Annotated in this window: 24 protein-coding genes; 11 read left to right on the top strand and 13 right to left on the bottom strand. The window is 64.3% G+C overall.

All coding sequences use genetic code 11. From position 1 onward, the window contains the following. The first annotated feature begins 97 nt into the window (after positions 1-97). The 4 genes from GRI32_RS06550 (at position 98) to GRI32_RS06535 (ending at position 3,814) form a co-directional block, all read left to right on the top strand. Positions 98-2,221: a M13 family metallopeptidase gene (locus GRI32_RS06550; protein ID WP_160590606.1), complete on the top strand. Its 2,124-nt coding sequence runs from the start codon at positions 98-100 to the stop codon at positions 2,219-2,221. A gap of 106 nt (positions 2,222-2,327) precedes the next feature. Next, positions 2,328-3,140 carry an undecaprenyl-diphosphate phosphatase gene (locus GRI32_RS06545; protein WP_160590605.1) on the top strand — a complete coding sequence of 271 codons (813 nt, stop codon included), beginning with the start codon at positions 2,328-2,330 and terminating at the stop codon, positions 3,138-3,140. An 83-nt stretch (positions 3,141-3,223) separates the two neighbouring features. Further along, positions 3,224-3,490, top strand: a complete 267-nt coding sequence (locus GRI32_RS06540; RefSeq protein WP_160590604.1) for a GlsB/YeaQ/YmgE family stress response membrane protein — start codon at positions 3,224-3,226, stop codon at positions 3,488-3,490. A gap of 72 nt (positions 3,491-3,562) precedes the next feature. Beyond that, positions 3,563-3,814, top strand: a complete 252-nt coding sequence (locus GRI32_RS06535; RefSeq protein WP_160590603.1) for a hypothetical protein — start codon at positions 3,563-3,565, stop codon at positions 3,812-3,814. A 96-nt stretch (positions 3,815-3,910) separates the two neighbouring features. Here the strand turns inward: GRI32_RS06535 and GRI32_RS10700 are convergent, their stop codons facing one another. Both GRI32_RS10700 and GRI32_RS06530 read right to left on the bottom strand, forming a co-directional pair. Continuing rightward, a complete protein-coding gene (locus tag GRI32_RS10700; RefSeq protein ID WP_202386003.1) occupies positions 3,911-4,144 on the bottom strand; it encodes a hypothetical protein in 234 nt (77 codons plus the stop codon). A 20-nt stretch (positions 4,145-4,164) separates the two neighbouring features. Continuing rightward, complete coding sequence (locus tag GRI32_RS06530) at positions 4,165-4,461, bottom strand: hypothetical protein (protein ID WP_160590602.1); 297 nt, start codon at positions 4,459-4,461, stop codon at positions 4,165-4,167. Positions 4,462-4,601: 140 nt separating this feature from the next. On the opposite strand from GRI32_RS06530, the gene recQ reads away from it, so the two are divergent. The 6 genes from recQ to GRI32_RS06500 all read left to right on the top strand — a co-directional run bounded on the left by recQ (position 4,602) and on the right by GRI32_RS06500 (position 10,114). After that, positions 4,602-6,428 (top strand): DNA helicase RecQ, encoded by a 1,827-nt coding sequence (gene recQ, locus GRI32_RS06525; protein ID WP_419866763.1) that lies wholly within the window; start codon positions 4,602-4,604, stop codon positions 6,426-6,428. A 111-nt stretch (positions 6,429-6,539) separates the two neighbouring features. Beyond that, the gene (locus tag GRI32_RS06520) at positions 6,540-7,454 is read left to right on the top strand and encodes an SPFH domain-containing protein (RefSeq protein WP_237437422.1); all 915 of its coding nucleotides are present in this window, start codon (positions 6,540-6,542) and stop codon (positions 7,452-7,454) included. A 7-nt stretch (positions 7,455-7,461) separates the two neighbouring features. After that, positions 7,462-7,677: a type II toxin-antitoxin system antitoxin gene (locus GRI32_RS06515; protein ID WP_160590601.1), complete on the top strand. Its 216-nt coding sequence runs from the start codon at positions 7,462-7,464 to the stop codon at positions 7,675-7,677. A 63-nt stretch (positions 7,678-7,740) separates the two neighbouring features. Then, the gene (locus tag GRI32_RS06510) at positions 7,741-8,751 is read left to right on the top strand and encodes an LLM class flavin-dependent oxidoreductase (protein WP_160590600.1); all 1,011 of its coding nucleotides are present in this window, start codon (positions 7,741-7,743) and stop codon (positions 8,749-8,751) included. A gap of 61 nt (positions 8,752-8,812) precedes the next feature. Next, complete coding sequence (locus GRI32_RS06505; RefSeq protein WP_160590599.1) at positions 8,813-9,796, top strand: right-handed parallel beta-helix repeat-containing protein; 984 nt, start codon at positions 8,813-8,815, stop codon at positions 9,794-9,796. A gap of 54 nt (positions 9,797-9,850) precedes the next feature. Beyond that, positions 9,851-10,114, top strand: coding sequence for a DksA/TraR family C4-type zinc finger protein (locus GRI32_RS06500; RefSeq protein ID WP_160590598.1), 264 nt, complete (start codon positions 9,851-9,853; stop codon positions 10,112-10,114). Positions 10,115-10,118: 4 nt separating this feature from the next. Here the strand turns inward: GRI32_RS06500 and ribA are convergent, their stop codons facing one another. From ribA to pabB, 8 genes are all read right to left on the bottom strand, one after another. Next, positions 10,119-11,144, bottom strand: coding sequence for a GTP cyclohydrolase II (ribA, locus tag GRI32_RS06495; protein ID WP_337190174.1), 1,026 nt, complete (start codon positions 11,142-11,144; stop codon positions 10,119-10,121). Between the two features lie 53 nt (positions 11,145-11,197). Beyond that, positions 11,198-12,004: an exodeoxyribonuclease III gene (gene xth / locus GRI32_RS06490; RefSeq protein ID WP_160590597.1), complete on the bottom strand. Its 807-nt coding sequence runs from the start codon at positions 12,002-12,004 to the stop codon at positions 11,198-11,200. A gap of 315 nt (positions 12,005-12,319) precedes the next feature. Continuing rightward, positions 12,320-13,027 carry a LolA family protein gene (locus GRI32_RS06485; protein ID WP_160590596.1) on the bottom strand — a complete coding sequence of 236 codons (708 nt, stop codon included), beginning with the start codon at positions 13,025-13,027 and terminating at the stop codon, positions 12,320-12,322. 64 nt (positions 13,028-13,091) lie between these two features. Continuing rightward, complete coding sequence (rpmG, locus tag GRI32_RS06480) at positions 13,092-13,259, bottom strand: 50S ribosomal protein L33 (RefSeq protein ID WP_160590595.1); 168 nt, start codon at positions 13,257-13,259, stop codon at positions 13,092-13,094. 138 nt (positions 13,260-13,397) lie between these two features. Next, positions 13,398-13,814 (bottom strand): alternative ribosome rescue aminoacyl-tRNA hydrolase ArfB, encoded by a 417-nt coding sequence (gene arfB / locus GRI32_RS06475; protein WP_160590594.1) that lies wholly within the window; start codon positions 13,812-13,814, stop codon positions 13,398-13,400. After that, complete coding sequence (locus tag GRI32_RS06470) at positions 13,801-14,535, bottom strand: RluA family pseudouridine synthase (protein ID WP_160590593.1); 735 nt, start codon at positions 14,533-14,535, stop codon at positions 13,801-13,803. The genes arfB and GRI32_RS06470 overlap by 14 nt, the downstream gene beginning before the upstream one ends. Next, complete coding sequence (locus tag GRI32_RS06465) at positions 14,532-15,707, bottom strand: pyridoxal phosphate-dependent aminotransferase (RefSeq protein WP_237437421.1); 1,176 nt, start codon at positions 15,705-15,707, stop codon at positions 14,532-14,534. Before GRI32_RS06465 ends, GRI32_RS06470 begins: the two co-directional genes overlap by 4 nt. Beyond that, the gene (pabB, locus tag GRI32_RS06460; protein ID WP_160590592.1) at positions 15,704-17,518 is read right to left on the bottom strand and encodes an aminodeoxychorismate synthase component I; all 1,815 of its coding nucleotides are present in this window, start codon (positions 17,516-17,518) and stop codon (positions 15,704-15,706) included. Before pabB ends, GRI32_RS06465 begins: the two co-directional genes overlap by 4 nt. A 119-nt stretch (positions 17,519-17,637) precedes the next feature. On the opposite strand from pabB, the gene GRI32_RS06455 reads away from it, so the two are divergent. Beyond that, positions 17,638-19,212 (top strand): helicase HerA-like domain-containing protein, encoded by a 1,575-nt coding sequence (locus GRI32_RS06455; RefSeq protein WP_160590591.1) that lies wholly within the window; start codon positions 17,638-17,640, stop codon positions 19,210-19,212. A 70-nt stretch (positions 19,213-19,282) separates the two neighbouring features. Here the strand turns inward: GRI32_RS06455 and GRI32_RS06450 are convergent, their stop codons facing one another. The 3 genes from GRI32_RS06450 to GRI32_RS06440 are packed head-to-tail and all read right to left on the bottom strand — an operon-like array spanning position 19,283 to position 22,083. Beyond that, the gene (locus tag GRI32_RS06450) at positions 19,283-20,689 is read right to left on the bottom strand and encodes an ATP-binding protein (protein ID WP_160590590.1); all 1,407 of its coding nucleotides are present in this window, start codon (positions 20,687-20,689) and stop codon (positions 19,283-19,285) included. Next, positions 20,689-21,426 carry a response regulator gene (locus GRI32_RS06445; protein WP_160590589.1) on the bottom strand — a complete coding sequence of 246 codons (738 nt, stop codon included), beginning with the start codon at positions 21,424-21,426 and terminating at the stop codon, positions 20,689-20,691. Before GRI32_RS06445 ends, GRI32_RS06450 begins: the two co-directional genes overlap by 1 nt. 30 nt (positions 21,427-21,456) lie before the next feature. Beyond that, positions 21,457-22,083: an EF-hand domain-containing protein gene (locus GRI32_RS06440; RefSeq protein WP_160590588.1), complete on the bottom strand. Its 627-nt coding sequence runs from the start codon at positions 22,081-22,083 to the stop codon at positions 21,457-21,459. Positions 22,084-22,307 lie beyond the last annotated feature (224 nt).

The raw sequence follows: 22,307 nt of genomic DNA, 5'->3' as shown, positions 1-22,307 counted from the left end.
AATGACGTCGCCTTTCCGGGCTTGGCGCTAAACCGATATTTCACTTCGATTCCGCGGGCGCTGATCCTGCGCGGCGGAACAGATCAAGGGACGCTCGATGATTCGCAAGATATTCGCTACCGGCATTTCCGCCATTGCGCTCGCCGCCGCCATGCCGGCCCTGGCTCAGGAGGCGCAGGAGGCGCCGGAGCGGGCCACCCCGGCAATGTCGTTCGGCGCATGGGGCGTCGATCTGACGCAGCTGGACCCGTCGGTCGATCCCGGTGCCGATTTCGATGCCTATGTGAATGGCAAATGGGTGGCAGCGACCGAAATTCCCGCCGATCGATCCGGCTATGGCCCGTTCGACATTCTGGCCGAAGGCGCGGTGGACGATGTCGAGACGCTGGTGACGGAGCTGGTTGCAGCCGATCCGGCGCCCGGAACCACCCAGCGCCGCATTGTCGATGCCTATAATGCCTATGCGGACCGGCCTGCCATCGATGCGGCGGGGCTTGCGCCTGCCTATCCCTATCTGACGCAGATTTTCAACGCGCCCGATCTGGATGCACTTGCCCATCTGTTCGAACAGCCGGGCTATCCGGCGATGGTTTCCGCAGGCGTCACCGTCGATAGCCGCGATCCCAATTCCTATGTGGTATCGGTCGGCTTCACCGGCATGGGGCTGGATGACCGCGATTATTATCTGGTCGACAATGAGCGGAACCTGGAAATCCGCGCGGCATACATGGATTTCCTCACCTTCATGCTGGGCAAGGCAGGCTACGGCGATCCGGCGGCCGCGGCCCGCGTGGTGTATGATTTTGAGCATCAGGTGGCCGAACTGGAGTGGGACAGCCAGATGTTCCGCATTCCGGAGCTGACCTATAATGTGCTGAGCCGCGACGAGCTGATCGCGCTCGCCCCCGATTTTCCCACCGAGACGCTGCTGCAATCGGGCGGCTTCGGCGATGTCGATCGCTTCCTGGCCAGCCAGTTGCTGCCCGATGCCGAAGAAGCTGCCGCGCTGGGTCTGGACGATGAACAAATGGGCATGATGGGCGGCGGCCTGCCGGCGATGATGCAATTGCTCACGCAGACCCCGCTGGCCAATCTCAAGGCCTATATGGCGGTGCGTTTCCTGTCATCCTATGCCGCCGTGCTGCCAAGCGACATCGATGATGCGAATTTCGCCTTTTACGGTACGGTGATGAGCGGGCAGGACAGCCCGCGCCCGCGTGAAAAGCGCGCCATCGGCGAGGTTGAAGGCCTGCTGGGTGAGCAGCTGGGCGCGCTCTACGCTGCGCGCTATTTCCCGCCTGAAAGCAAGGCGCAGATGGATGAGCTGGTGGCCAACCTGCTGCGCGCGATGGGTGAGGATCTGGACGATAATGACTGGCTGACCCCGGCCACGCTGGCCGAAGCGCGGGCCAAGCTGGCAAGCTTCACCCCGATGATCGGCTATCCCGATGAATTCGAGACGTATGACGGGCTGGAGATCACGCCGGGCAATCCGCTGGCCAACCGCATCAGCGCCATTGCGTGGAATCAGGCGGATTCGCTTTCGCGCCTGGGCAAGCCGGTGGATCGCACCGAATGGGCCATGCTGCCGCAGACGGTGAATGCCTATTACATGGCGATCTTCAACCAGGTGGTGTTTCCCGCCGCCATCCTGCAGGCACCCTATTTCAACCCCAATGCCGAAGCGGCGGTGAACTATGGCGCAATCGGCGCGATCATCGGCCATGAGATTGGCCATGGTTTTGACGATTCCGGGTCGCGGTTCGACAGCACCGGCACGCTGCGCAACTGGTGGCAGGACGTGGACCGGGCGGGCTTTGAAGCGCGCGCGGGCAAGCTCATTCCGCTGATCGAGGCCTATTGCACCGATGACGGGGAAACCTGCCTGACCGGGCGGCTGGCTCTGGGAGAGACGCTGGGCGATGTGGTCGGCCTGCAAATGGCCTACCGCGCCTATCGCCTGTCGCTGAATGGAGCTGAGGCTCCGGTGATTGACGGGCTGACCGGCGACCAGCGCTTCTTCCTCGGCTTTGCGCAGAACTGGCGCGAGAAGCTGCGGCCCGAGCGCAAGCGTTCGCAAATGCTGTCCGATTCGCATCCTCCGGGCGATTTCCGCCTCAACAACACCGTACGCCAGCTGGACGCATGGTATGATGCCTTCGATGTGGGCGAGGATGATCCGCTGTACCTGCCGCCGCAGGATCGCGTTTCGATCTGGTAGGACAGGTTGCGGCGCAGGGTCACGGTGCGCCGCTGGTGTGGGCTGCTGATGTTGGGGGGCGGTTTGGCTTGACTAAACCGCCCGCCCTGCCAATTGCTCGGCAGCAATGGACACCACTCTCACCGCAGTATTGCTCGGCATTGTCGAGGGGCTGACAGAATTCCTGCCGGTCTCCTCCACCGGCCACCTGATCCTCGCCACGGAGATGTTCGGCTATGATGCCGATGAGTGGGCGATGTTCAACGTGGTTATCCAGCTGGGCGCGATCCTGGCGGTGGTGTATCAGTACTGGCCCACATTCTGGGGCGCGGGCATGGGCGTGCTGAAGCTGGAAAGCGAAGGCCTGCGCTTTGCCCGCAACATCCTGCTGGCGTTCATTCCCAGCGTGATCCTGGGGCTGGCGTTCAAGGATTATATCGACATCATGCTGGGCAGCCCGTCAATCGTGGCGTGGGCGCTGATCCTGGGCGGCATTGCCATTATCGGGATCGAAAAAGCCTCCAGCCCGGGTGACGAGGTGAAGGTTGCCGACCTGCCGATGAAGACGGTGATCGGTATTGGCCTGGCCCAGTGCACGGCGATGATCCCCGGTGTCAGCCGATCAGGCGCCACCATCATGGGCGCGCTGGCGATGGGCGTGAACCGCAAGACGGCGGCGGAGTTCTCCTTCTTTCTGGCCGTGCCCACCATGATCGGCGCCACCACACTGGAACTGTTCCAGAAGGGCGATGCGCTGATGGCCGGCACCACAAGCGTGGGCTGGTATGAAATCGCCATCGGCTTTGTGGTCAGCTTTATCGTGGCGCTGATCGTCATTCGCCTGTTCGTGGCCTTTGTCAGCCGCCGCGGCTTTACCCCCTTCGCCTGGTACCGGATCGTGGTGGGCACAGTGGCAATTGCCTGGCTGACGCTGCGCTAGGGCTTGCGCCTCCCCGCAATTTGACTTGGAACCAAGCGGTTGCCGCGGTGTTTTCTAGGCATGATGTCTGGAAACTATCTCGGATGGGCCTGATTTTCCTCATAGGATCCGGCGCGCTGCTTGGCTGGTTGACAACAATTGTCCTGCAGACCGGCGGCAATGCCCTGAAGGTCAATCTGGCATCGGGAATCGGTGGCGCGCTGGTTGGCGGGCTGCTGGTCAATCCCCTGATCGGCGAAGGGAACTTGCTGGCCGGGGGATATAGTATCGCGGCGTTGCTGATTTCGCTGGGCGGCTCTGTCGTCCTGCTGGCGTCAGTCAATATTTTGCGACACCGCGAATTGCGATGAATTTTGCGTGATGAGCCGATGGCTCGTTTTATGGGTCGGCCTGGCCGTCCCGAATCTTGAAGGGGAATACCAATGAAGAAGATTATTTCTGTCGCGTCTGCTGCTGTGCTGGCTCTGGGTGTTGTCGCTTGTGACGGCGCCAACGAAAATGCCATGGAAGACGAAGGCGAGCAGGCTGCTGAAGTCGTGAACGACCAGGCCGAAGCCATGGAAGATGCCGGCATGATCAGCGACGACCAGGCCGATGCCATGACCGACGCTGCCGAAGACCGCGCTGATGCCATGGAAGAAACCGGCGAAGCGATGGACGAAGCCGCGGAATAAACTTCCGCGCCGCTCCTTCAGGAGCGGACAAGAATTGGGGCCGGTCCCGCCATCATGGCGGGGCCGGCCCTTTCGTTTGCAGTCTAGGTTGCCTGGCTAGGGCGCCTGTTCGGCGGCGGGTGGCGCTTCATCGCCCGGCTCGCTCAGCGCTTCGGCGGGCAGGCGTTGCTGGTCGAGCATCTCGGCCGCCTGATCCAGCGCCGCCGCTTCCCCCACGCTCACGCCGCCGGGACCGGGATCATTGTCTCCCGCACCGCATCCGCACAGCATCGCGCAGGCGGCCAGGGCGGGGAGGTATCGGGCGTTGATCGCGCTTACTCCCCCACTCATTCCCCACCTTACTCCCCAACTCATTCCATCGACGATTCGGCGCTGCCGATGGCGGCTTCGACATCTTCATTGACCATGCCTTCGGCAGCAGCGGCGGCTTCCATCGCGTCAATCTCCGCATCGCCAGAAGCGGCGTCTGCGGCGTCGGTCACGGCGTCTTCATCCATTGCCGGCTCGGGCGTGCCTGCCAGGGCCTGATCGGCGGGCATTTCGACCGTGTCGGCCATCGCGTCTTCGGATGCATCGGTGGTGGAACCGCACGCGGAAAGCGTGAGCAGGGCCGTGGCGGCGATAGCCAGGGGGGCGATTTTCTTCATGGTATTATCTCCAGTGGAATGGTCCCGCTCAGGCATTTGCGCCTGATAAGGGTGAATTACCCCAGCGCGCCGGGGAATAAAATCGCAAAAAGCGCCTGCGCCGGTTCCGGTGGAGCAAAGCCTGTGCAATCGGTGGGCAGATGACGTCATCCGACATGATTGACCGGCCGGGGCTGGAACAGGCGCGTGCCGCGCTGCGCCGCACCTTCGGCTTCGAGGAGTTTCGCGGCGCGCAGGAACAGGTGCTCTCGCGCGTGCTGGCCGGGCAATCCACGCTGGCGGTGATGCCCACCGGCGCGGGCAAATCGCTGACCTACCAACTGCCCGCCACCATGCTGGAGGGGACCTGCGTGGTCATCTCCCCGCTGATCGCGCTGATGCATGACCAGCTGCGCTCGGCCCGTGCCAACGGCATTCGCGCGGCATCGCTGACCAGCGTCGATACCGATGGGATGCAGACGGTGGACGCCTTCCGCAGCGGCGCGCTGGACCTGCTCTATGTCGCGCCCGAACGTGCCAGCCAGCCGCATTTCCGTGATCTGCTGGGGCAGGGCCGGATCGCCCTGTTCGCGGTGGATGAGGCGCATTGCGTATCCGAATGGGGGCATGATTTCCGCCCCGATTACCGCCAGCTGCGGCCGCTGATGGATATGTTCCCGCAGGTTCCGCGGCTGGCGCTGACCGCCACCGCCGATGCGCATACCAGGCGCGATATCCTGCACCAGCTGGGCATTGGTGAGGACGGGATGATCGTGGCCGGGTTCGACCGCCCGAACATCCGCTACGCCATTCGCCACCGTGACAGCATGGGCGCGCAGCTTGCCGCGCTGCTGGATGAGCATTCCGGCCCCGGCATCATCTATGCCCCCACCCGCCGCAAGGTGGAGGAACTGGCGGAAAAGCTGGGCGCAGGCTCTCGGTCTGGATCCGGCTCTGGCTCGGGCAGGCAGGTGTTGCCCTATCACGCCGGGCTGGCCCCCGAAGTGCGCGCCGCCAACCAGGCTGCATTCGTTTCCAGCGAGGACATGGTGATCGTGGCCACCATCGCGTTCGGCATGGGGATAGACAAGCCGGACGTGCGCTTTGTGGCGCATGCCGGCATCCCCAAATCGATCGAGGCCTATTACCAGGAAACCGGGCGCGCGGGCCGCGATGGCGATCCCGCGCTGGCCTTGATGCTGTGGGGTGCGGGCGATTTCGTGCAGGCGCGGCAAAGGCTGTCCGAAGTGGATGAGGCGCGCCAGCAGGGGGAGCGGACCCGGCTGGACGCACTGGCCGCGCTGGTGGAAACGCCCACCTGTCGCCGAGCCGTGCTGCTGCGCCATTTCGGCGAGGACCCGCCGCAGACCTGTGGCAATTGCGACAATTGCCTGGAGCCGCCGCAGGTGATCGAAGTCACCGAACTGGCGCGCAAGCTGCTGAGTGCGGTCTATCGCACCGGGCAGAGCTTCGGCTTCGGCCATATCCAGAAAGTGCTGACCGGGGCGCAGGATGATCGCATCACCCAGCGCGCGCATGACCAGCTCAGCGTGTTCGGCATTGTCGAGGGGGAGGAGGCGCGCCTGCTCCAGCCGCTCGCCCGCGCATTGCAGGCACGCGGGGCGCTGGTGGCGACAGAACATGGCGGGCTGGCGCTGGGCGGCGATGCCCGCTCGATCCTGAAGGGGGAGAGCGATGTCGCGATCATTCGCCCGCCCGAACGCAGCCAGCGCCGGGGCCGCAAGGGCAGCGCGCAGGCGCCCAATCCGGTTGGCGATCCGCTGTTCGATGCCTTGCGCGAACTGCGCCGCTCGCTGGCGGCGGAGGCGCAGGTGCCGCCCTATGTCATCTTCCACGATGCCACCTTGCGCGAAATGGCTTCGCGCCGACCGGGCAGCCTTGATGCGATGGGCACTATCTCGGGCATCGGGGCCAGGAAGCTGGAAGCCTATGGCGATGCGTTCCTGGCCATCATCCGCCAATATTGATGGCCAGCAACAATGGCCGCCCGCTGCCGGTCCGAAAATCCGGTTTTGATTGCGAAAACCTGTAATTTGATATAATAATGATATCATAATTAAACAAACAGGAGATTCGATATGTCAAAGGGGCAAGAAGCCATGATCCGCAGCCGGGAAGGCCCGGCCAGCACGTATAGCGGCTATCCCATGCTGCTGGTGCTGCTGGCGATCGTCGCTTTGGCGCTGTTCGTCCTGAGCACGGGCATTCCGCCCAAGGGTTCGAGCAAGCTGATCAAGATCATGTTCGTGCTGACCACTTTCGGGTCGGGCTTTGCCGTGCTGTTCTTCTCGGTCGGCTTCTACATGATCCAGCCCAACCAGGGCGCGGTGATCACGCTGTTCGGCGAGTACCGGGGAACAGACCGCAAGGAAGGTCTGCGCTGGCGCTGGCCGTGGATGGGCCGCAACAAACTGTCCGTGCGCGCGCACAACATCCATTCGGAGAAGGTCAAGATCAACGATCTGCGCGGCAATCCGATCGAAATCGCCTGCAATGTGGTGTGGCGTGTGGCCGACACCGCGCAGGCGGCGTTCGACGTGGATGATTACAAGGAGTTCGTGAACATCCAGATCGAGGCCGGGCTGCGCACGGTCGGATCACGCTACCCCTATGACGATATCGAGGAGGCGGAAACCACGCTTCGCTCTGATGCGGACGTGGTGAACAGCGAATTGCAGACCGAGCTGAACGAGCGCCTGTCTGCCGCCGGTATCGTGGTTGATGAGGCGGGCCTGACCCACCTCGCCTACGCGCCGGAAATTGCCGGAGCCATGCTCCGCCGCCAGCAGGCCGATGCGGTCATCTCGGCGCGCGCCAAGCTGGTGCTGGGCGCGGTCAGCATGGTCGAAATGGCGCTGGAGAAGCTGTCCGCCGACGACATCGTCCATCTGGATGATGAGCGCCGCGCGGCGATGGTTTCCAACCTGATGGTGGTCCTGTGCGGCGACCGTGAGGTGAACCCCGTCGTCAACGCAGGATCTTTGTACCAGTAACTCCGCCATGGCCGGACGCAGCAAACCTACACCCGGCAAGAAAGCCTTTGCCCTGCGGCTCGACCCGGCGCTCCACGATGCGGTGGAGCGTCTGGCGGCCACGGAACTGCGTTCGGTCAATGCCGAGCTGGAAGTGCTGATCCGCGAAGCGTTGAAGCGGCGCGGCATTGATGTGCCGATGGGCGAGCGCCCGCGCCGTGGCCGTCCGCCGAAGGTAGACTAGCATCCGCCATTGCCCGGCCGGGATTGCCCGCTAGTCTGGCGGGAGAGAGGGAGAGCGGTGCATATGAAATTCGGCGTATTCGACCATGTCGATGACAGCGGCCTGCCATTGGCACAGCATCTGGCGGCGCGGCTGGACATGGCCTGCGCCTATGAGGCGGCGGGCTTTCATTGTTACCATGTGGCGGAACACCACGGCACGCCGCTGGGCCATGCGCCATCGCCCGGCATGCTGTTTTCCGCCCTGTCCCAGCGCACCAGCCGCATCCTGTTCGGCCCGCTGGTCTATCTGCTTCCGCTGTATCATCCGCTGCGGCTGATCGAGGAGGTGGCGATGCTGGATGCGCTGTCCGGCGGGCGCTTCCAGCTGGGCGTGGGGCGCGGCGTCTCGCCCATCGAAATGGGTTTCTACGGCATCGACATGGCCCAGCAGCGGGAGATTTTTGACGAGACGCTGGAGGTCCTGCTCAAGGGTCTTTCCAGCGACCGGCTGAGCCACGAGGGCAGGTTCTTCAGCTTCGACGATGTGCCCATGACCATGCGCCCCGTGCAGCGCCCGCATCCGCCGCTGTGGTACGGCGCGGGCAGTCCCGAATCGATCACCTGGGCGGCGCATAACGGCGTCAATATCGTCAGCCTCGCGCTGGGGGACCGGGTGAAGCAGGTCAGCGGCCTGTTCCGCAAGGAATGGGAAGCGGGCGGCGGCGCGGCGGAAAACCTGCCGCTGGTGGGCATCAGCCGTCATATCGTGGTGGCAGACAGCGATGCCCAGGCGCGCGACCTGGCCCGGCCAGCCTATGCCCGCTGGCGCGCCAGCCTTGCCAGATTGTGGGAAGATCGCGGCGGCGGATTTCCGCTGGGCGATCTCTATCCGCCCGAATGGGACGCAGCCGAGGCGATGGGCCACGGCTGCGCCGGCAGCCCCTCCACCGTGCGCGACTTCGTGCTGCGCGAGGCGGATGGCAGCGGCATCAATTACATGGTCGGCTGGTTCGCCTTTGGCGATCTGCGGGTGGACGATGTGACGCGATCCGCGCAATTGTTCGCCCGCGAGGTCATGCCCGCTTTCGCCTGAGAACTTGCACCTGAGAACAGGCTTTGCGAGCTCTTAACCAATCTGGCGTAGTCCGCTACGCATGACCCATGATGCGCAAATTGTGCCGACCCGCCCGTCGATGAAATTCGCAGCTGCCCTTGCCGCTGCCGCCATCGCGGCCATCCCGCTGACGGCGCTGTTCGCGCAGGCACCTGCCGCCCCCTATACGATTGTCGAGACCGGGCAGACCTTCAATTCGCTGCAACAGGCGGTGGATGCGATTGGTGACGGGCGCGGCTCGATCGCTATTGCCGTGGGCACCCACCGCCAGTGCGCGGTGCAGCAGGGCGGGGTGATCTCCTATCTCGCCGCAGTTCCGGGCGAAGTGATCTTCGATGGCGTGACCTGCGAGGGCAAGGCCGCGCTGGTGTTGCGCGGGCGCGGGGCGGAAGTGTCCGGCCTCACCTTCCAGAACATGAATGTGCGCGATTTCAACGGCGCAGGCATTCGCCTGGAAGCCGGCAACCTGACCGTGGCGCAAAGCTGGTTCCGCGATAGCCAGCAGGGCATCCTGACCGCCGACGATACCGGCTCCACGCTGGTGATCGACCGCTCCACCTTCTCCGGCCTTGGCACGTGCGAGGGATCGGGCGGCTGCGCCCATTCGATCTACACCGGCAATTATGGCCAGGTGCGCATCACCAACAGCCGGTTCGAGCGCGGGCAGGGCGGCCATTATGTCAAACTGCGCGCGGGCCGGGTGGACGTGGCCAGCAGCAGCTTTGACGATTCGAACGGGCATGAAACCAATTACATGATCGACCTGCCTGCCGGGGCCAGCGGGCAGATATCCAACAACTGGTTCGTGCAGGGGCGAGACAAGGAGAATTACTCCGCCTTCATCGCCGTTGCTGCCGAAAGCCGCGATCACTCCAGCGCCGGGCTGACCGTAGCGGCCAACACTGCGCGCTTTGCGCCGGGCGTGGACCGCAATTCCGCCTTCGTGGCCGACTGGTCGGGCGAAGTCAGCCGGATCTCGGACAATCGCCTCGATCCGGGCCTGACCACCTACGAGCAGCGCTGACACCGTTCGGAACCCAGCCCACCCTTGATCGGTTTATTGGGCAGGAGACACGATATGGCAGGCGGTTGGTCGCGCGATGGCGCGGTTCAGGATCAGATTGACGACACGGTGAAAGACGCGGTGGAAGCCGCGCGCGCCCGCCTGCCCAAAGGCGAAAGCGCTGAATATTGCGACGATTGCGGTGAACCTATTCCGCAAAAGCGCCGCATGGCCGTTCCCGGTGTGCGCCGCTGCGTGGCCTGTCAGTCTGGTCAGGATAGCCAGATCCGCCATTCCGCGATCAACCGGCGCGGAAGCAAGGACAGCCAGCTGCGCTGAAAATCTATTTCAGCAGATGCCCCGCGCGGTCACGCTTGGTGGCAAGATAGCGCTGGTTATGCGCGTTGGCAGGCAGCTGATGCTCCACGCGCTCCGCCACCGTCACGCCAGCCGCCTCCAGCGCAGCCACCTTGGCCGGGTTGTTGGTCAGCAGCCGCACCGCGTTCACCCCCAGCAGATCGAGCATGCGCGCCGCCACGGGAAAATCGCGCGCTTCCACCGGCAGGCCCAGTCGCGCATTGGCATCCACAGTGTCGAACCCGGCATCCTGCAGGCGATAGGCGCGTAACTTGTTGATCAGGCCGATGCCGCGCCCTTCCTGCCGCAAATAGAGCAATATGCCCCAGCCGCCCGCCTTGGCCTCCTCCGCCATGCGCGCCAGCGCCGCGTCCAGCTGCGGGCCGCAATCGCATTTGAGACTGCCGAAGATATCGCCGGTCAGGCATTCGGAATGCAGGCGCACCAGCGGCACGCGGTCAAAATCGGGATTGCCGATCACCAGCGCCACATGCTCGCGCATATCGTCCAGCTTGCGGAAGGCGATCACCTCGGCTTCCTCGCTGGCGCTGATCGGCAGGCGCGCGCGGGTGGCGATGGTCAGCGCCACCTGATCGCTCCAGGCGGCAAGGTCGGATGCCGCCAGCCGCACCGGCTCCCCGGCGTGGGCGGGATCGAACAGGAAGGCGGGCAATATGCCGGCCAAGCGCGCCAGCTCCATCGCCGCCTCGGCCTCTGCCTTGCAGGCGATGGTCTCGGCCCGGAAAGGCCCTTTCAGCGGCACCACCAGGTCGAGCGCGGGATCGGCAATCGGGCGCGCTTCATCCAGTCCCATCGGCGCGGAACTGCGAATCAGCACGGGCGCATGGCCGCTGGCGGCCTCGCGCTGGTTGGCCAGCTTGAGCGTGGCGGCGCGCGCGGCGGAGATCAGCGCCCGGTCAGAGCTGGCCTGCGGGGCCAGCGCGGTTTCCACCGGCAGCAGCACGGGCGCCTCGCCAATCCGGATCGGCCAGCCGTGGCGCAAGGCATCCACCGCCTGCGCCACCCGGCGCGCGGGGGATGCACTGGTCGAGGCGGGAGCCGCGCTCAGCTGGCCATCTCCGTAATCAGCGGGATATGGTCGGACGGCTTTTCCCAGGTGCGCGCATCTTCCACGATGCGGTGCCCGGTGGCCTGCTGCGCCAGCTGCGGGCTGGCCCACATGTGATCCAGCCTGCGCCCGCGATCGTTCACCGTGTGGTCCTTGTTGCGATAGCTCCACCAGGTGTAATAGCGCTGCGGATCGCGGATGAACTCGCGGCCCACATCTGTCCAGCCATGCGCATCCTGAAAGCGCTTCAGCGTCTCCACTTCCAGCGGCGTGTGTGACACGACCTTGAGCAGCGCCTTGTGGCTCCACACATCCGATTCCAGCGGTGCGATGTTGAAATCGCCGACGATCATGGTCGGCCGGTCCACCTTGTCTGCCCAGCGAGTCATCCGCTCGAGGAAATCGAGCTTCTGGCCGAACTTGGGATTGATCGCGCGGTCAGGCTCATCGCCGCCGGCGGGGATATAGACATTTTCCAGCACCATGCCCGCCAGGGCGCCCGCTTCGGGGCCGGTCAGCTCCACTCCGACATGGCGCGCCTCGCCATTGTCCTGCCAGTCATGGCGCGAAAATTCGCTGATGGGGATGCGGCTGACGGTGGCCACGCCGTGATAGCCCTTCTGCCCGTGCACGGCGAAGTGGGTATAACCCAGCTCCTCGAACGCCTTGTAGGGGAACTGATGCTCCTGGCACTTGATCTCCTGCAGGCACAGGATGTCGGGCGCCTCCTGTTCAAGGAAACGCGCGATTATGGGCATGCGCAGGCGGGCGGAATTGATGTTCCAGCTGGCGATAGAGATCATGGCAACGTGCTTAGGTGCGAAGGCGCCGGGCGGCAAGGTGTCGGGCAGCCGGGCATTGCCATGCGGGCGGCGCGGCTGGTCTGGCGGCGCATGGCCCGGACAAAGGAAAACCCTCGTCCCGGGGGCAAGTGGGACGAGGGTTCCATTTAGCGTTCGTCACGCTTGCAAGCTGCCTGTTAGAGGGGCGGACAACAGGGGGGAAATCCGGGCCCGAGGCTGGCTTGCAAGATCATTTATACGCAGGTCAGCCTGTCGCTGATATGAATAAACCGTCGCAGTTTGTCGCAAATCTACAACATTTCACCTGCGAAGCGTTCAGCGTGGGCGACGGGACGATTGCCGCGGGTCGCGAACCTGAAATGTGCTGTCAGGAACGGCCACGCCATAACGGTGATTGCGCAGGCGCACCGTGGTGCGGATATTCTGCGAATCATTGGCTACCCAGCTGACCAGTTCCAGCCCGCCGGGGGCAGCGCTGTTCTGCAGGAAGATCAGCACGATCTCGCCGAACTCGGGCCTGGTGGGAACGGTAACGGCGATGCTCACCACATTGGGATTGGCGCTGGGCACGATGCGGCCATATTGCGCCACGTTGCGATCGGGATCGAGCAGCGCGCCCAGCGGCGTATCGCTGATCGGCCAGCGTTCCAGCTGCTGCACGTCATAATCGGCCATGGTCAGCGACCGGCCGTTGGAGACGATCACCATATTGACCGATTCTTCGTATTCGAAGCGGATGCGGCCGGGGTTCTTCATCGTCAGCACGCCTGTCACCACCTGGCCGTTGCGATCGGTCTGGGTGAAATCGGCGCGCATGGTGGAGATGCCGCGAAGCGCCCGCACGGCGCGGTTGATCCTGGCGGTATCGGCCTGCGAAGTTGATTGCGATGCAGATTGCGCAGCGGCGGGGATGGCCGGAGCCACCAGCGCAAGCGGCGTGCAAACGGCAAGAGCGCCGGCAATCGCGGCGCTCAGTGTCTTGCCTGTGAAGGGCGTGCTTTTGAAGCTAATCAAGGTGTTCATGCTCCCAGTCCTGGCGGTGGGGCATTGAACCGATGGTGAACCCGGTTCGTTCCCGGAGTTCAGCTTACTTGATCTTGCCTTCCTTGAATTCGACATGCTTCTTCGCAACCGGGTCATACTTGCGGAAGACCATCTTCTCGGTGATGTTGCGCGGGTTCTTCTTCGTTACGTAGAAAAATCCGGTGTCCGCGGTCGAATTCAGGCGGATCTTGACGGTTGCTGGCTTCGCCATGTCTTAAGTTCCCAAAAGGTTCGCTGGGGCCGGTCAGGCCCGAAAAAATACAGGCGACGCGCAAGCGCCGCCCTCAAGCGCGGGCCATTGGGGCAGAATCGGTGCAAAGTCAAGCAAGACAGGCCCTGCCAGCCTGCCCTACCAATCCACCTTGCCGCGATTGACCTTGAGCTGGCCGCGGGCCTTCTTGCCCGCCAGGCGCTTCACCTTGCCTACGCGGTTAACTCTTGTTTTAGCGCGCTTTTTCGGCTCGACACAGGCGCTTTCAATCATCTGCGTCAACCGTTCGCGCGCATCGCGGCGGTTGGCCTCCTGCGTGCGGTGGCTGCGCGCATCGATCACGATCTCGCCCTTCAGGTTCAGGCGGTTTCCGGCAAGATCCTTCAGCCGGTGGAAGATTCGCGGCGGCAGGCCGATGCGGTAGATATTGACCCGCAGCTGCACTGCGGTGGCCACCTTGTTGACATTCTGCCCGCCCGGACCCGACGCGGTGACGAAGCTTTCCTCCGCCAGCGACAGCGCCCGTTCGACCAGATTGTCTTCAGGTCTGGACATCAGTTTCAGGAATTTCGGGAGCTTGCGGAACGTCTGCCGTCACCGCGCCAGCAACAGGCACCGCGCCCACATCGGCAAAGCCCAGGGCAATGAAATCGGCGGGCATGGGCGAATGGGCGGCAATCGCGCTCTTGCCCGCGCGCGGCACTTCAATCGCGCTGGCGTGCAGCATGGTGCGGGCAAAGCCGGACTTTTCGCCATAGACCGGATCGCCCAGCAGGGGGATGCCGATGCCGCTGGCGGCGTGCACGCGGATCTGGTGGGTGCGGCCGGTCTCCGGGCGGAATTCCACCAGCGCGCGGCCGTTCACCTCTGCCAGCACGCGCCAGCCGGTGGCCGATTCCTTGCCCTTCTTGGCCGGGATCATCCGCCAGCCCTTCTCGGCGCTGCTGATCTTGGCCAGCGACAGTTCGATGCGGCCTTCCTTCTGCTCAGGAATACCGGCCAGAATGCCGAGATAGGTCTTGGAGACGACCTTCTCCTCAAACGCCATGTTGAAGCGCTTGAGCGACTTGGGATTGCGCGCCAGCAGCAGGCAGCCCGACGTATCGGTATCCAGCCTGTGCGCGGGCTGCGGCTGGCGCTGGAAGCCCAGCTTCAGCTCGTCCAGCCGGTCGCCCAGCGAAGCGCCGCCCTTGCGCGGGCGGTCAATCGGCAGGCCCGCGGGCTTGTCGATCACCAGCGCTTCGCCGTCTTCATACAGGATTTCGAGATCGTTCATGCCAGGGCTTTCCCGATCCGGTGGATCGCTTCAGTCAGGGTCGCCTCATCGGTGGCGAAGGATATGCGGAAACCGTCTTTGCCGCCGAATGCGGATGCGGCCACCACGGCCACGCCGTGTTCCAGCAGGTGCAGCGCCAGCTTGGTATCGTCGCCGCCAAAGCGCCCCATATGGTCGCTGGCGTCGATGAAACAATAGAAGGCACCATCGGGCACCGGCGTGGAAAGGCCGGGAATGGCGTTGATGCCAGCCACCACCAGATCGCGCCGCTGGCGGAAAATCTCGCGCCAGTCGGTCAGGAAATCCTGCGGCCCTTCGAAGGCGGCCACCGCGGCGGCCTGGCTGACGGAGGACGGATTGCCGGTGGAATTGCTCTGCAATGTGCCCATCGCATCGATCAGCCATCCAGGGCCGGTCGCCACGCCGATGCGGAAGCCGGTCATGGCGTGGCTTTTGGATACGCCGGAGACGGTGCAGATGCGGTCCGCCAGATCGGGGCACAGATTGGCCAGCGTGGCGTGCGGCCCGTCCGAATAGTTGAGCGGGGCGTAGATATCGTCCGACAGCGCCATCACCTGCAGGTGGCGACGCATCACTTCGCCCAGCGCCAGCAGCATTTCCGCCGGATAGACCGCGCCGGTCGGGTTGCCGGGCGAATTGAGCAGCACCCAGTTGGTGCGCGGAGTGATCAGCGATTCCAGCTCGCCCGCCTCAAAGCGGAAGCCGCGATGCGCATGGGTGCGCAGCGGCACCACGCGGCCACCGGCAAAGCGCACCATCTGCGGATAGGACACCCACCACGGCGAAGGCACGATAACCTCGTCGCCCTCGCTCACCGTGGCCACGATTGCCTCGAACAGGGCCTGCTTGCCGCCGCTGGTGACGATGATGTTTGCCGGATCGGCAGCAATGCCCAGATCGCGCCGGAAATGCAGCGCGGCGGCTTTCTTCAGCGCCATCGTGCCGGTGACGGGGGTGTACTTGGTCTGCCCGGCATCCATCGCTGCCCTGGCCGCTTCGATCACATGGTCCGGCGTGGCAAAATCCGGTTCGCCCACGGACAGAGAGATGATGTCCCTGCCCTGTTCGCGCAGGGCGGTGGCGCGGTCGGTCATCGCCGTGGTGGGCGAGGCCTGAATCCGCTGCAAATGCTGGCTGAGACGACCGGTCATTTCAACAACTCCGCTTTCATCAGTCCGCGCACCGAATTGCCCAGCAGGAAGCCGCCGGCAAGATCGTCTGGCGTCAGTTCCGCCTCCAGGGCGCGGCCTTCGTCCAGCAGGTGACGGCGCAGTACGCCGGGCAGCAGGCCCAGGCTGGCGGGCGGGGTCAGCAACTTGCCACCGCGCTCGACAAAAATGTTCGAATGGCCCGCTTCTGTCAGCAAGCCATCATCGCGCAACAGCAATGCCTCATCCGCGCCCTGGCCGATCGCTGCGCGGCGCGCGGCATCGTAGAAGGAGCGGTCGGTGGTCTTGTGCCGCAGCCGCCAGTCGCCCGAAACCACGGGCAGCGGCAATATCGCGCATGTCACCGGATCGGGCAGAGCGCCGGACCCCAGCGGCACGCTTTGCAGGGTGATCGCTCCGCTGCGGGCCAGCAACATGCGCAGCTTGGCAGGCTGTTCCAGCTCAAAGCACAGCGCCTGTATGCGGTTGCGCGCATCGTGCCGGTCAAACGCAAAGCCCAGCGTGGCTGCGCTCGCCTTCATCCGTTCGAGATGGAGTTCGAGCAGCGGAATGCCGTCCTGCGGATCGAAGCGCATGCTTTCGATCAGGTCGGCACCGCTTGCCTCGCGCTGCATGAAGCTGCCCTTGATCAGGCATTCGCGCCATTCGGACATGCCTTCGCTGTCGGCCACGATCGCCCCGCCAACGCCCGCCACCGCATGATGGCGATCGTTCTCGCCCGGGGTCAGGCGGATGGTGCGGATGGCGACATTGAAGGCGGCATCGATCGATCCGTCGGCAGCGGTGCCGATCCGGCCAATCGCCCCGCAATACGGTCCGCGTGCATCGCGCTCCACCTGCTGGATCAGCTCCATCGCGCGGATCTTGGGGGCGCCGGTGATCGATCCGCAGGGGAACAGCGCGCGGATCATGTCCATCGCGCCCTTGCCCTCCTGCAATTCGGCCCGGACGGAGGAGACCATCTGGTGCACCGTGGGATAGCTTTCGATGGCGAAGGGCCGGTCCACGCGCACACTGCCTGCCTCTGCCACGCGGCTGAGGTCATTGCGCATCAGGTCCACGATCATCAGGTTTTCGGCCTTGTCCTTGACCGATGCGGCCAGTTCCTGGGCAAAAGCCTCATCCTCGGCCTGCGTCTGACCGCGCGGGCGCGTGCCTTTCATCGGCTTCACCTTGGCCGCGCGGCCCTTCAGCGTGAAGAACAGTTCCGGGCTGAAGGACAGCAACCAGTGCGATCCGTCAAAGATCACCCCGCCATATCCGGCCCCCGCCGCCGGGCGTATCGCGCGGTAGATTGCCAGCGGATCACCCTGCGCGGCGCCCGCCAGCGGCATGGTCAGATTGGCCTGATAGATATCGCCCGCGCGGATCGCTTCCTGCAGCGTGTCGAATGCGCTGAGATAGGCGCCGGTCGATATCTGCGGTTCCATCGGCCCGATGGAGGCGCGCTCGCTGCCGCCGCGCGCTTCCAGAAAAGCGGGCACCTTATCCGATGGAATGGCCTGCACATCGTCAAACAGGCCCAGCCACACCAGCGGGCCATTGGCGCCGCTGCGCTCCTCGGCCAGCACTTGCAGGCGCGGCTCCAGCGCCAGACCTGCTTCATAGGCGAGATATCCGGCCAGCGTCCCGCCCGTCTCCGCGCGCGCCTTGTCCGCCTGTTCCAGCACGGCGGACACCTGATCCGGGCGATGGGCGACAAAGATCGCGCGCGGGCGTTCAAAAAGCTGCGCGTCATTTGCCCCCGATGCGCGGGCATCGTCCAGCAATACGAAGGGTTCGTAAGCCTGCATTCGCCCCGCTCTACCGTCAAATTGCCGTGTGTCTATTGCTTGACCGCGAATAGGTGCCTGCGCCAAGCATGGGGCAGACATATTCGGGACAAATCGGGCCAAGGGAAATCGGGCGCATCATGGCAGACATCTTCATCGGCAAGGACCTGGACGGCGAAACGCAGTCGCTCAACCTGGGGCGGGCCAACCGCCACGGACTGATCGCGGGCGCCACCGGCACCGGCAAGACGGTGACCTTGCAAGGGCTGGCGGAAAGTTTCTCTGCCGAGGGCGTACCGGTGTTCGTGGCCGATGTGAAAGGTGACCTTTCGGGCATCTCCATGCCCGGATCGCCTACGTTCAAACACGCCGACAAGCTGGAGGGCCGGGCCAGGGAACTGGGCATGGACGATTATGCCTATTCGGATAATCCGGTGATCTTCTGGGACCTGTACGGCGAACAGGGCCACCCCATCCGCACCACGGTTTCCGAAATGGGGCCGCTGCTGCTGTCGCGCCTGCTGGACCTGAACGACACGCAGGAAGGCGTGTTGCAGATCATCTTCCGCCATGCCGATGACGAGGGGCTGCTGCTGCTCGATTTCGAGGATCTGCAGGCGGTGCTGGCATGGGCGGCGGAGAATTCGAAGGAAATCTCCGGCGAATACGGCAATGTCACCAAGGCCAGCGTGGGTGCGATCCAGCGCCAGTTGCTGAGTTTCGAAAGCCAGGGCGCAGACCTGTTCTTTGGTGAGCCGGCGTTGGAAATCGACGATTTCCTGCAAAGCGACGATCAGGGCCGCGGCTATATCAACGTGCTGGCGGCGGATAAACTGATGCGCAGCCCCAAGCTGTATGCCACATTCCTGCTGTGGCTGCTGGCCGAATTGTTCGAAAGCCTGCCCGAGGTTGGCGATCCCGAAAAGCCCAGGCTGGTGTTCTTCTTTGACGAGGCTCACCTGCTGTTCGACGATGCGCCCAAGGCGCTGGAGGACAAGATCGAACAGGTCGTGCGCCTGATCCGTTCCAAGGGCGTGGGCGTGTTCTTCGTCACGCAGAACCCGATCGATATTCCCGAGGAAGTGGCCGGCCAGCTGGGCAACCGCGTGCAGCACGCGCTGCGCGCCTTCACCCCCAAGGATCAGCGGGCGATCAAGGCCGCGGCCGAGACCTTCCGCATCAATCCCGATCTCGACGTGGCAGAGGCGATCACGCAATTGCGCGTGGGTGAGGCGCTGGTGTCCACGTTGATGGATGACGGCGCGCCCAGCATCGTGGAGCGCACGCTGATCAAGCCGCCGCGCAGCCGGCTTGGTCCGGTCAACGCCAAGGAACGGGCGATCATCCAGTCGGTCAGCCCGGTCGATGGCAAGTATGACCAGAAGATCGACCGCGAAAGCGCCGAGGAAGTGCTGCTGGCCAAGGCCAGCGATGCCGCCGAAACCGCCAGGGAGGTGGAGGAAAAGGGCGAAGAAGAAGTGGGCAAGCGCAGCCGCAAGACCACTTCCCTGTGGGAAAAGGCCGGCAAGGCCGCGATGGGCGCTGCCGCCAGTTCCGCCGCCACGATCATCGCCGCCAGGATTTCCGGCCGAACCAGCCGGTCTGACCCGATGCGCAATGCCGCCACCAGCGCGGCGGGCACGATTGCCACCGAATTCGGCGGATCGATCGCCGGGCGATTCGTGCGCAATCTTATCGGCGGCCTGATGCGCTAGAGATCGGCGCGAGCGGCTCCGGGGCGGGCTGCGAACGCCGCCTTCCCGCGCTTCTCAGTCGAGAGGCAGGTTAGTCGAGAGGAAGGCGCAGTTCGGCCACCAGGCCGATGACCTTGCCGCTATCGTCCAGCCGGTTGGCCAGCGTCAGCGTGCCGCCGTGCTGTTCGGCAATGGCGCGCGCCAGTGTCAGCCCAAGGCCTGCACCGCCGGTTTCGCGATTGCGCGACGCCTCGCCGCGCGTGAACGGTTCCATCATCGCCGATATCTCGCCGGTGGGAATGCCCGGGCCAGTGTCCTCGATCCGCACCAGCGCATGATCATCGTCACGCATCACGCTGACCACCGGCTTTGCACCATAGCGCAGCGAATTGCCGATCAGGTTGCGCAGTGCGCGGCGCATCCACGTGGCGCGCAGGCGCAGCGCCATGCGTGAGCTATCGCCCAGCACCACGTCATCGCCCATATCCTCATATTCCTCCACCACGGAGGCGACGAGGGCGGACAGTTCCGTGCGTTCGAGCGGATCGCTGGGCCGGCCCACGCGCGCCAGCGAGAGGATATCGTCGAGCGATCTGGTGATGTCCTCGATGCTGGCGGCCATGCGCTCACGCTCGGTATCGTCTTCCACGCTCTCGATCCGCACGCGCAATGCGGCCAGCGGGGTCTTCAGGTCATGCCCGATCGCGCCGAGCATCACGTCCTTCTCGCTCAGCAAGGCGGAGATGCGCGATTCCATCGCATTATGGGCGGTGATCAGGCGGCGCATGTCCTCCGGACCGGAGGGTTCCAGCTGGCCCGATATTTCCTGCGTCTCGCCAAATTTCTCGACCCTGTCCGCCAGCGCAGCCAGCGGGCGGGTGATGCGGCGCAGCAGGAAGGCGAGGCCGCCCACCAGCACGATATACAGCACCAGCGTTTGCAGGATGACCCCGCTGAACCGGCGCGGTTCTGCGCCGGGCAGCGGTACGCGGGCGACCAGCCATTCTTCCTCACCAGCGCGTTTCAGCCCGGCCAGCAGCATTTCGCCCTGGGGGTCCCAGCCATCGCGATTGTCAAAATTGTTGCGGCTGCGCATGCGGGTAAGACCGCGCATGATATAGCTGTCCTTGGCCACCGGGCGGGCCAGCACCACCAGATCCTGAATCTCTATGCCCTGATCGGTCAGCAGGCCGCGCAGCCGTTCCGCGCGCGCTTCATCCTGCATTTCACCCGTGATGATGGGAGACTGCAGCACGCGTTCAATCCGCAGGCGGCGGCGCTGGCTTTCGGGATGGGCGGCATCGCCATTGCCGGTGCGATAATCGACGCGCGGATCGGCCACTAGCTGGAAGGCCAGCGCATTGATCAATCCGTTTTCGCGTCTTTGCTGTTCGGCGCGGAACAGCAATACGCCAGAAAGCGTCTGCGCGGCCAGCAACGCCAGCGCCACGGACAGCAACATCTGGCCAAGCAGGCTGCGGGGCAGGAAGCGGCGCATTATTCGGCTTCCTGCGCCACGCGGCGCACGTCTGCGGCAAGGCGGTAACCACCGCCCCACACCGTCTGGATCAGCCTGGGATCGCGGCTGTCATCTTCCATCTTGCGGCGCAGGCGGCTGACCTGATTGTCCACCGCACGATCGAACAGATGCGCCTCGCGCCCCTGCACCATATCGAGCAGGCGATCACGGTCCAGCACCTGTCGCGGATGATCGAGGAAGGCGCACAAAAGGCGGAATTCGGCAGAGGATATCGGGATCACTGTGCCTTCGGGATCGCTCAGCCTGCGCTTGAGCGGATCGAGCTCCCAGCCTTCGAACTGATACAGCGCATCCACCACTGTGGGCGGCGTGGTCTGGCGGGCGGAGCGGCGCAGCACAGAACGGATGCGCGCCACCAGCTCACGCGGTTCGAACGGCTTGACCACATAGTCATCGGCGCCGATTTCCAGCCCGACGATGCGATCGGTCGCCTCACCCCTTGCGGTGAGGAAGATCACCGGCAGTTTCTTCGCTTCGATCAGGTGGCGGCACAGCGACAATCCATCCTCGCCCGGCATCATGATGTCGAGCAGGACGAGATCGGGCGTCTCATCGATCAGCGCGGATCGCGCCTTGGATGCATCGGCGGCCTGACGCACGACAAACCCCTGACGGGAAAGATATTCCGCCAGGGGTTGGCGCAGGCTGGCTTCATCATCGACCAGCAGCAATTTGATCGGTGGCTGTTCGCTCATCTGTTCTTGTGCCCCTCTTTGGACAAGGGCTTAGCCGATAAATCCACGCGGTGCACGTCGTCCATCGGGGCGACCTTCCGGGCGTCCGTCGGGACGGGCATTGCGGCGTTCCTCGCGTGTAATCTTGCCATCGGAATCGGCATCGGCACGGTCGAAGCGGGTCAATGCGGCGCTGAGGAATTCGGCCTGGGTGACGGTGCCGTTATTGTCGATATCGGCTTCGGCCACCCTGCGCTCACCGCCCGGGCCGCCAATACCGGGGCCGCCATTGCCTGGTCCACGATCACCGGGGCCGCGGCCCATGCGGCGTTCGCGAATGCCGGGTCCGCGGCGCTCTTCGCGCGCTGCCATACGCTCTTCGCGCATGTCCTTGCGGTTCTCGCGGGCAGAGTCGAATTCGCTCATGTCGATCATGCCGTTGCCATCGGTGTCAAACCGCGCAAAGCGGGCCTGCCGGGCGGCATCGCGGTCCGCTTCGCTCAGCGCGCCATCATCGTTGATGTCGAGCCGTTCAAACTGGCTTGTGGCACGCTCCTGCACGGCTTCGCGGGTCAGTTCCGCTGCGCCGCGCTGTCCGCGCTCGGGCATCTGGGCATGGGCTGCGCCAGCTGCGAGCAGGGCGGTGGCGGCAAGCGAGAGGGTCAGGGTCTTGCGCATCGTTCTCTCCTTCAAAGGATTATTCGGAGAGCAACGGGGCACCGTCTTGAAGGGGGGGGGAGGAGGAGTCCGGCGCCCCATTGCTCATGGGGTCCGTTCTAGGGTGGCATTGTCGCAGCGATTTGCCCGCATTCGCCATTTGTGTCGCAATTTGTCGCGTTCAGCCACCCGTGTTCATGCACGCGCAAACCCCGGTTTAGCGGGCGTTCATATTGGCAGGCCGG

The sequence above is a fragment of the Alteraurantiacibacter aestuarii genome, from assembly GCF_009827405.1.
In the GTDB taxonomy this organism is placed as follows: domain Bacteria; phylum Pseudomonadota; class Alphaproteobacteria; order Sphingomonadales; family Sphingomonadaceae; genus Alteraurantiacibacter; species Alteraurantiacibacter aestuarii.
Note: the sequence above shows the minus strand (reverse complement) of the source record. Positions and strands in the feature narration are given on the sequence as shown.